The organism is Streptomyces sp. PCS3-D2 (genome assembly GCF_000612545.2).
Taxonomy (GTDB): Bacteria; Actinomycetota; Actinomycetes; order Streptomycetales; family Streptomycetaceae; genus Streptomyces.
Genome location: NZ_CP097800.1, coordinates 4,650,647 through 4,660,000 on the forward strand (window position 1 = coordinate 4,650,647; position 9,354 = coordinate 4,660,000).

Here is a 9,354-nt window from a genome sequence, read left to right on the forward strand (position 1 = left end):
GCCATGCTCGACGAGTCGCTCCTCGACGCACCGGACGATCTCGCCCGCGTCGACCGACGGGGCCTGCTCCGCGGCGCGGCCGAGGCCGGGGCCAGGGTCCGTACGGCGGCCCGGCACGCGAGCGAGGCGGGCATCGCCACCCTGCGCCCCGACGGCCGACCGCGCGCGGTCCTGATCGCCGGGCCCGGCACCGCCGCCACCGGGGTCGCCGACCTGCTCGGAGCCCTCGCCGGCGCCTCCGCGCCGGTGATCCGCCTCGACCCCACCGGGGTCGCCCACGCCGCCGGGGCACTGCGCTGGTCCCTGCCCGGCTGGGCCGGGTCCGTCGACCTGCTGCTGGTGACCACCACCGACGGCACCGAGCCCGGGCTCGCCCTGCTCGCCGAGCAGGCCTACCGGCGCGGCTGCACCGTCGTCGCCGTCGCCCCCGAACGCTCACCGCTGAGCGAGGCGGTGGACGGCGCGCACGGCCTCCTCGTACCGATGGCCAAGGCCCCGTACCAGGAGTTCGACGAGTCCGCAGCCGCGGGCCCGGGCGCCCTGTGGGCCCTGCTGACACCCCTGCTGCTGCTCCTCGACAAGGTCGGCCTGATCACCGCGGCCCCCGACACCCTCCAGCTCGTCGCCGACCGGCTCGACCGGACGGCCGAACGCTGCGGGCCCGCCATCGCCACCTACTCCAACCCGGCCAAGACCCTCGCCGCCGAGCTCGCGGACTCGCTGCCGCTCATCTGGACCGAGGGAACCGGCGCCGGCCCCGCCGGCCGCCGCTTCGCCGCCACCCTCGCCGAGCTCGCCGGCCGCCCCGCGCTGGCCGCCGCGCTCCCCGAGGCACTGCCCGCCCACGGTGTCCTGCTCGCCGGCGACTTCGCCGCAGGTGCCGACCCCGACGACTTCTTCCGGGACCGGGTCGAAGAGCCCCAGGCCCTTCGCGCCCGTGTCGTTCTGCTGCGGGACCGGCCGGCCGGCGGCCTCACCGCCGCCCCCGCCGCACGCGAGCTCGCCCTCAGCCACGACACGGCGATCAGCGAGCTCGAACCGGAGGAAGGCGCCGAGCTGGAGCAGCTCGCCGAGCTGCTCGCCGTCACGGACTTCGCCACCGCCTACCTGGCGCTGGCGTCCGGGGGACACGGCTGACAACCGCGCACGTGCCCGGATCTCTCCAGGAAGACGACGATGGACCGCCTGACCAACACGATCCGCCCCTACGCCTGGGGATCCACCACGGCCCTGCCCGCGCTCCTCGGTGTCGAACCCACCGGTGAGCCGCAGGCCGAGCTGTGGATGGGAGCCCACCCGGGCGCCCCGTCGCGCGTCGACCGCGGTGCCGGGGTCAGGACGCTCGCGGAGGTCATCGCCGCCGACCCCGTGGGGGAGCTCGGTGCCGCCACCGTGGCCAAGTTCGGCCCCCGGCTGCCCTTCCTCTTCAAGATCCTCGCCGCCGGCGCTCCGCTCTCCCTCCAGGTCCACCCCGACGAGACCCGGGCGAAGGCGGGATTCGAGGACGAGGAGCGGCGCGGCATCCCGATCGACGCGGCGCACCGCAACTACAAGGACCCCCACCACAAGCCCGAGATGATCTGCGCGATCACCACCTTCGAGGGGCTGTGCGGCTTCCGCTCCCCGCGGGCGTCCGCGGACCTCTTCGAAGGGCTGGGCGTGGGCTCCCTCAAGCCGTACGCCGACCTGCTGCGCGCGCACCCCGAAGAGGCCGCGCTGCGCGAGGTGCTGACCGCCGTACTGAGCGCGGACCGCGAGCAGATGGCCCGTACGGTCGCCGAGACCGCGGCCGCCGCCGAGCGCCTGGGCGGCGAGTACGCCACGTACGCCGCCCTGGTCCACGAGTACCCGGGGGACCCCGGCGTCATCGCGGCGATGCTGCTCAACCACGTCCGACTCCAGCCCGGCGAGGCGCTGTTCCTCGGCGCGGGGGTTCCGCACGCCTACTTCGACGGCCTCGGCGTCGAACTGCTGGCCAACTCGGACAACGTGCTGCGCGCCGGTCTCACCCCCAAGCACGTGGACGTGCCCGAGCTGCTGAAGATCGTGAGGTTCGAGCCGAGCGACCCGACCGTCATGCGCCCCGAGGGGGACGGCGGCGAGGAGGTCTACGAGGCCCCCGTCGACGAGTTCCGGCTCTCCCGCTTCCTCCTCGCGCCCGGTGGCACCCCGCAGGTGCTCCCGGACGGCGCCCCGCAGATCCTGCTGTGCACGGCGGGCTCCGTGCAGGCCGGTGAACTGGCCCTGTCGCCGGGCGGATCGGCCTTCGTACCGGCGGGCGAAAAGGTCGAACTGGCCGGAAACGGAACGGTCTTCCGGGCCACCGTGGCCGTCTGACGCGGCGTCGGTGCCCGGGGCTGCAACAATGTGCGGCCGTAGTCACCGGCCCAGGAAGGACACCCCGCACCCATGAGCGCGTCGGGCGGTACCAAGGCGATCGTGGCGGCCCTCGCCGCCAACCTCGCCATCGCTGTAGCCAAATTCGTGGCGTTCCTCTTCAGCGGCTCGTCGTCGATGCTCGCGGAGAGCGTCCACTCGGTGGCCGACTCCGGGAACCAGGGCCTGCTCCTGCTCGGAGGGAAGAAGGCCCAGCGCGAGGCGACACCGCAACACCCCTTCGGGTACGGGCGCGAGCGCTACATCTACGCCTTCCTCGTGTCCATCGTGCTCTTCACCGTCGGTGGCATGTTCGCCATCTACGAGGGCTACGAGAAGATCCACGACCCGCACCCGATCGAGGCCTGGTACTGGCCGGTTGGCGTCCTGGTCTTCGCGATCATCGCCGAGTCCTTCTCCTTCCGTACCGCCATCAAGGAATCCAACGAGATCCGCGGCAAGCTCACGTGGACCCAGTTCATCCGGCGGGCCAAGGCCCCCGAACTGCCGGTCGTCCTCCTGGAGGACTTCGGCGCCCTCATCGGCCTGGTCCTGGCCCTCGGCGGCGTCGGCCTCGCCCTGCTGACCGGCGACGGTGTCTGGGACGGCATCGGCACCCTGTGCATCGGCGTCCTGCTCATCGTCATCGCGATCGTCCTGGCCGCGGAGACCAAGTCCCTGCTGCTCGGTGAGGCCGCCGGCGTCGAAGAGGTCGAGAAGATCAAGGCCGCGGCCGTCGACGGGGACGTCGTCACCCGCGTCATCCACATGCGCACCCTGCACCTCGGCCCCGAAGAGCTCCTCGTCGCGGCCAAGATCGCCGTCGAGGGCAACGACACCGCGGCCGAGGTGGCGGACGCGATCAACGCCGCCGAGGCGCGCATCCGCGAGGCGGTCCCGATCGCCCGGGTGATCTACCTGGAGCCGGACATCTACCGCCCCGAAGCCGCCAAGTAGTCCCGGGCGGTTCCCGTCCGTGCGCCGAAGGCCCCCGCGGGCAGCCCGCGGGGGCCTTCGGCGCACGTGCAGGGACTACGGCACGTCCACCTGCGTGGCGCCCCAGACGGGCCCGGGCGCCTCGGCCGGCCTGCGCCGCCGGACCACGAGCGAGGCGATCCCCAGCCCGAGTGACAGAGGCAGGAGGCAGATCCCGGCGGACAGGGGCAGGCCGAGGACCACCATCAGCGGGGACTCCTCGTGCATCCCGGAATCGACCCCGGTCACCGCGGCCAGCGGCAGCGTCCCCCGGTGGTGTTCCGGATGGAACCGGGAGTCCTGGGAGTTGCCGCGGTTGTCGCCCAGCACGAACATGCGTCCCTGCGGCACCGAGACGGCGAAGCCCACTCCGCCGGCCCCGGCTTCGCCATCGGGCACGTACGGCTCGTCGAGGGGCTTTCCGTTGAGGGCCAGCGTCCGGTCGCCCATCGTGTAGGCGATGTGGTCCCCGCCCAGCGCCACCACACGTCCGACGAACGGGCCGTCGTACCCCCACTCGGCCGGGTCGTAGGTGACCACGTCACCGCGCCGGACCTCACCGTGGTCCTTCTCCATCAGAAGCAAGCTCCCGACGGGGATCGTGGGCAGCATGTTGTCGCCGAACTGCTTCACCGGGGTGAACCGGACGCGCATGTACGCCAGCGGACCGGCGATCAGCATGACGCCGAGCACCAGCAGGGCGATCGCCCAGATCCCCCGACGCCGTCCAGGCCTGCGTGCCATGAATCCCCCATCCCTCCCACCAGTACGAACGGCTGGAAGATTATGGTCTGGCCGAAAAGGCGCATCGGGTGGGGGTGAGACCGGACGCCACGCCATCCGGGCCGGCCCAGTTCTCCGTCCGACTGGGGCCGCCGCCGCCGATCGGTGTAGATTCGTGGGCAGTGTCAGGCGTCGCTGCTGATGGCGGGTCGGGCGGTCCCTGCGACCGGCCGAGGGGAGAGAGGACCCCCGACGGACTGTGCCCGGTGTCCCGTCCCCAGGACGGCGCACGGAACAGCCGTACCCACCTCTCGAACCATGAGGAGCAGCACCCATGGACTTCAAGGTCGCAGACCTCTCCCTCGCCGCCTTCGGCCGCAAGGAGATCACCCTGGCGGAGCACGAGATGCCGGGTCTGATGTCGATCCGCCGGGAGTACGCCGAGGCGCAGCCCCTGGCCGGCGCCCGCATCACCGGCTCGCTGCACATGACCGTGCAGACGGCCGTGCTCATCGAGACCCTCGTCGCCCTCGGCGCCGACGTCCGCTGGGCCTCCTGCAACATCTTCTCCACCCAGGACCACGCTGCCGCCGCCATCGCGGTGGGCCCGAACGGCACCCCGGAGAACCCGCAGGGCGTCCCGGTCTTCGCCTGGAAGGGCGAGACGCTGGAGGAGTACTGGTGGTGCACGGAGCAGGCGCTGACCTGGCCGAACACCTCCACCGGCGGCCCGAACATGATCCTCGACGACGGTGGTGACGCCACCCTCCTCGTCCACAAGGGCGTCGAGTTCGAAAAGGCCGGCGAAGCCCCGGACCCGTCCACCGCGGACTCCGAGGAGTACGCGCACATCCTCACCCTGCTGAACCGCACCCTCGGCGAGAACCCGCAGAAGTGGACGCAGCTCGCGTCCGAGATCCGCGGCGTGACCGAGGAGACCACCACCGGTGTGCACCGTCTCTACGAGATGATGCAGGCCGGTGACCTGCTCTTCCCGGCGATCAACGTGAACGACGCCGTCACCAAGTCGAAGTTCGACAACAAGTACGGCTGCCGCCACTCCCTGATCGACGGCATCAACCGCGCCACGGACGTCCTCATCGGCGGCAAGGTCGCCGTCGTCTTCGGCTACGGCGACGTCGGCAAGGGCTGCGCCGAGTCCCTCCGCGGCCAGGGCGCGCGCGTCATCGTCACCGAGATCGACCCGATCTGCGCCCTCCAGGCGGCCATGGACGGCTACCAGGTCGCCACGCTGGACGACGTCGTCGAGACGGCCGACATCTTCATCACCACGACCGGCAACAAGGACATCATCATGGCCTCGGACATGGCCAAGATGAAGCACCAGGCCATCGTCGGCAACATCGGCCACTTTGACAACGAGATCGACATGGCCGGCCTGGCCAAGGTCGACGGCATTGTCAAGGACGAGGTCAAGCCCCAGGTCCACACCTGGACGTTCCCCGACGGCAAGGTCCTGATCGTCCTGTCCGAGGGCCGCCTGCTGAACCTCGGCAACGCGACCGGCCACCCGTCCTTCGTCATGTCGAACTCCTTCGCGGACCAGACCCTGGCCCAGATCGAGCTCTTCACCAAGCCGGAGGAGTACCCGACCGACGTCTACGTGCTCCCCAAGCACCTCGACGAGAAGGTCGCCCGCCTGCACCTCGACGCCCTCGGCGTCAAGCTCACCACCCTCCGCCCGGAGCAGGCCGCCTACATCGGCGTCAAGGTCGAGGGCCCGTACAAGCCGGACCACTACCGCTACTGATCACCAGCCGATCAGCGGCGGACGGACCTGAAGCAGGCCCCCGGCACCCGTGCCGGGGGCCTGCCCCGTATCCCCGATCCGAAGAAGTGTGCGCACCATGCCCCGCGGCCGATACTCGCTCCACGACCCGCACGACCACGCCCCGCTCGGCGAGGAGCACTTCCACTGCGCCCCCGGCCCCTCCGGCTGGCGCTACGTCTCCCAGCTGACCGCCCCGGACGGCGAGCACCGCGGCTCCGTCGACCTCGCGATCGACGAACTCGGCCGGCCCATCCGCCTGGAGGTCAACGCCGCGAGCTGGCAGGTCCGCGGAGCCGCCCTCGACGGCGTCACCTGGGTCCGCACCGACCCCACCGGAACCGAGGCCGCCGAGGGCAACATCGCCGCCCCCGGCTTCACTGGCACGTCTCCGGCCTTCCTGATCGCCACGGCCCGGCTGCTGCGCCCGGCCCCCGGCGCGCCCGCCACCCGTGTCCGGCTGCTCGCCCTCACCGACCCGGTCCTGGCCCCGCGTACGGTCGACCAGGCCTGGGCCCTGGTGGGCCGCGAGGAGCACCCCACGGACAGCGGCCCGCTCCTGGTGGACGAGTACCGCGTCACGGCCCTGGACACCGGCGAGGTCCACACCGTCCACATCGCCGGCGACGTGGTCCTCTCCGCCCCGGGCATCGAACTGGAGCACCTCGAAACCCCGCCCTCGGCCTTCGAGGAGTGATGACCCCTCCGCCCTCAGGCGGGCGGAGCGAACCCGCCGGCCCGCGGAACCTCCGCGGGAGGCGTCGGCGCCACGGGCGCGGGTGTGACGTACGGGGTCGGGGAGGGGGCCGGCGTCGGGGGCACGGCAGCGGTCGGTACCGGCCCGAAGCCGGTGACGGCCGACGGGACGGGTGGGGCCGCGGCAGCGGAGGCCGCGTGGAAGGCACGGGCGGCATCGCGCGACTGGCGCTCATGGACCACGGCCATCAGGAAGGCCGCGGCCGGCACCCCTGCCGGCGGCGGCGCACCCGTACGCGCCACGAGGTCGTCCGCGAGCCGCGCCGCCATCGCCGCACCCACGTGCGGATCCAGCTGGTTCATCCGCGTCAGGTACTGGCGGATCGCCAGCCACAGCCCGTCCGGCACGGCTGACAGGTCCAGCTGGGTGAACCGCCCGGCCAGCCACGGCGGTGGCGCCGGTACCGGCATCACCCGCGCTCCCGGCACCCGCTCCCGAACCACCAGGGTCCCCGCGAAGACGTCTCCGAGCCGCCGCCCGCGCACCGACACCAGCGAGGCGATGGCCGCGACCGCGCCGAAGGTCAGCAGCAGCTCCACCACCCCGAGGGCGCCGCGCACCAGCGCGTGCCGGAACCGGATCGGCCCGCCGTCGTCGCGCACCACCCGCAGCCCGCAGGCGAGCTTGCCCAGAGATCGCCCATGGGACAGCGTCTCCACCGCGATCGGGATGCCGACCAGCAGCAACACGAAGCTCGCCACCGCGACGGCGGCTTGGGCGGCCGGGTCCAGCGAGGCCGTCGCCATGGTCAGCCCGACCCCGATGAGCACGTAGGCGGTGACGTAGACGGCCAGGTCCAGGAGGATGGCCAGCGCGCGGCTGGGCAGCCTCGCAGGCCGCAGCCCCAGGACGACCGCGTCCCCCGTCACCAGTTCGCTCACCGCAGCACCTCTCACGTGACCTGCCCCGCCCCTACCGCATCAAGTCTGCCAAGCTGACCACACTAGGAATAGGCAGCGGCCAGGGGGCCTGGCAGGGGAGCGCACCGGATGGATCTCGATGTCTTCGTCACGGCACACCGCGCGGAGTGGGCCCGCCTGGAGCAGCTCCTGGGCCGCGGTCGCAAGCTCACGGGCGAGGAGGCCGACGAGCTCGTCGCGCTCTACCAGCGCACCTCGACGCACCTCTCCCTCATCCAGTCCAGTGCCCCCGACCCCATGCTCACCGGGCGGCTCACCCAGCTCGTCGCCCGGGCCCGCGCCACGGTCACGGGCACCCGCCGCGCGAGCTGGCGCGACGCCGCCCTCTTCTTCGCCGTCGGCTTCCCGGCCGCGGTCTACCGCAGCCGCCGCTGGTGGATACCGACGGCGCTGCTCTCCACTGCGCTCGGCGTCCTCATCGGCTGGTGGATAGCGACGCACCCCGAGGTCCAGGGCGCCATCGCGGCCCCCGAACACCTGAAGGAGCTCACGGAGCCGGGCGGCGAGTACGAGACGTACTACTCCAGCAACCCCGCGGGCTCCTTCGCCGCCCAGGTCTGGACGAACAACGCCCAGGCGGCTGCCATGTGCCTCGTCCTCGGAGCCTTCCTGGGGATCCCGGTGCTGTGGATCCTCTTCCTGAACATGGCCAACCTCGGGGTGGGCCTCGGCCTGATGGCCTCCGCCGGCCGGCTCGACGTCTTCCTCGGCCTGATCCTGCCGCACGGCCTGCTCGAACTGACCGCCGTCTTCGTGGCGGCGGGCACCGGCCTGAGGCTGGGCTGGACGGTCATCGACCCGGGCCCCCGCACCCGCCGCACGGCCCTCGCCGAGCAGGGCCGTGCGGCTCTCGGCATGGCCATCGGCCTCGCGGCGGTCCTGTTCGTCTCCGGTCTGATCGAAGGCTTCGTCACCCCCTCGGGCCTCCCGACCTGGGCACGCATCACGATCGGCGTGGCCGCCGAGGCGGCGTTCCTGCTCTACGTCTTCGTCCTGGGCGGCAGGGCCGCCCGCGCCGGCGAGCACGGCGACGTCGCGGCCGCCGACCGCACGGCAACGCTCCCGACCGCCGCCTGATGTGCGTACAAGCCTGCTGAGCTGCTAGTCTCCTCGTCGTCCCGCAAACGCCGTTGACACGGAACGAGCGGGGAGGTAGATTCGAACGGTTGCCTCGAACTGGACAAGTTCGGCAGCGACGGTTTAAACTCTCTCTCACCCCCATGGACCTCAAGATCCAATCGGGGTACGTCCGACTTTCCATTTCAGGAATTCGAAGCCGGGGAAATCCGGTGGAAATCTTCTGATAGAGTCGGAACCGCCGGAAAGGGAAACGCGAAAGCGAAAACCTGGAAAGCGCCGAGGAAATCGGACACGAAAGAGTCTGATAGAGTCGGAAACGCAAGACAGCAGAACGAAAGCCCGGAGGAAAGCCGCAGCGAGTGTCGCTGGGGTGAGTACAAAGGAAGCGTCCGTTCCTTGAGAACTCAACAGCGTGCCAAAAATCAACGCCAGAAGTTGATACCCCGTCCACTTCGGTGGATGAGGTTCCTTTGAAAAGTCCTGTTCGGCCTTCGGGTGCGGGCAGGCAATTAAACACAGCGAGGACGTTGTGGTCAGTCGGTCTTATTCCGACCGTGACTGGCCCGCTCTTTCGTGTGTGTGCACCCGATTACGGGTAAACATTCATGGAGAGTTTGATCCTGGCTCAGGACGAACGCTGGCGGCGTGCTTAACACATGCAAGTCGAACGATGAAGCCCTTCGGGGTGGATTAGTGGCGAACGGGTGAGTAACACGTGGGCAATCTGCCCTTCA

At 71.0% G+C, this 9,354-nt stretch carries 8 protein-coding genes and 1 rRNA gene (1 of these 9 running past the window's edge); 7 read left to right on the forward strand and 2 right to left on the reverse strand.

What is annotated here, in order from left to right; translation table 11 throughout:
- Positions 1-3: 3 nt before the first annotated feature.
- From AW27_RS20485 to AW27_RS20495, 3 genes are all read left to right on the forward strand, one after another.
- Positions 4-1,137, forward strand: a complete 1,134-nt coding sequence (locus AW27_RS20485) for an SIS domain-containing protein (RefSeq protein ID WP_037925337.1) — start codon at positions 4-6, stop codon at positions 1,135-1,137.
- A 39-nt stretch (positions 1,138-1,176) separates the two neighbouring features.
- Entirely contained in the window at positions 1,177-2,337 is a 1,161-nt protein-coding gene (gene manA / locus AW27_RS20490) for a mannose-6-phosphate isomerase, class I (RefSeq protein WP_037925339.1), read from the forward strand.
- A gap of 72 nt (positions 2,338-2,409) precedes the next feature.
- The gene (locus tag AW27_RS20495; protein ID WP_037925340.1) at positions 2,410-3,333 is read left to right on the forward strand and encodes a cation diffusion facilitator family transporter; all 924 of its coding nucleotides are present in this window, start codon (positions 2,410-2,412) and stop codon (positions 3,331-3,333) included.
- 75 nt (positions 3,334-3,408) lie between these two features.
- Here AW27_RS20495 and lepB read toward each other — a convergent pair whose 3' ends face one another.
- On the reverse strand, positions 3,409-4,095 hold the full coding sequence (gene lepB, locus AW27_RS20500; RefSeq protein WP_052031128.1) for a signal peptidase I: 687 nt from the start codon (positions 4,093-4,095) through the stop codon (positions 3,409-3,411).
- Positions 4,096-4,408: 313 nt separating this feature from the next.
- Between lepB and ahcY the strand changes: the two genes are divergently transcribed.
- Both ahcY and AW27_RS20510 read left to right on the forward strand, forming a co-directional pair.
- Entirely contained in the window at positions 4,409-5,845 is a 1,437-nt protein-coding gene (ahcY, locus tag AW27_RS20505; protein ID WP_037925342.1) for an adenosylhomocysteinase, read from the forward strand.
- A 97-nt stretch (positions 5,846-5,942) separates the two neighbouring features.
- Complete coding sequence (locus tag AW27_RS20510) at positions 5,943-6,560, forward strand: hypothetical protein (RefSeq protein WP_037925344.1); 618 nt, start codon at positions 5,943-5,945, stop codon at positions 6,558-6,560.
- Between the two features lie 14 nt (positions 6,561-6,574).
- Here AW27_RS20510 and AW27_RS20515 read toward each other — a convergent pair whose 3' ends face one another.
- On the reverse strand, positions 6,575-7,501 hold the full coding sequence (locus AW27_RS20515; RefSeq protein WP_052031129.1) for an RDD family protein: 927 nt from the start codon (positions 7,499-7,501) through the stop codon (positions 6,575-6,577).
- A 108-nt stretch (positions 7,502-7,609) separates the two neighbouring features.
- Between AW27_RS20515 and AW27_RS20520 the strand changes: the two genes are divergently transcribed.
- Both AW27_RS20520 and AW27_RS20525 read left to right on the forward strand, forming a co-directional pair.
- Complete coding sequence (locus AW27_RS20520; protein WP_037925346.1) at positions 7,610-8,617, forward strand: stage II sporulation protein M; 1,008 nt, start codon at positions 7,610-7,612, stop codon at positions 8,615-8,617.
- 605 nt (positions 8,618-9,222) lie between these two features.
- Positions 9,223-9,354, forward strand: a 16S ribosomal RNA gene (locus tag AW27_RS20525) (it continues 1,392 nt past the right edge of the window).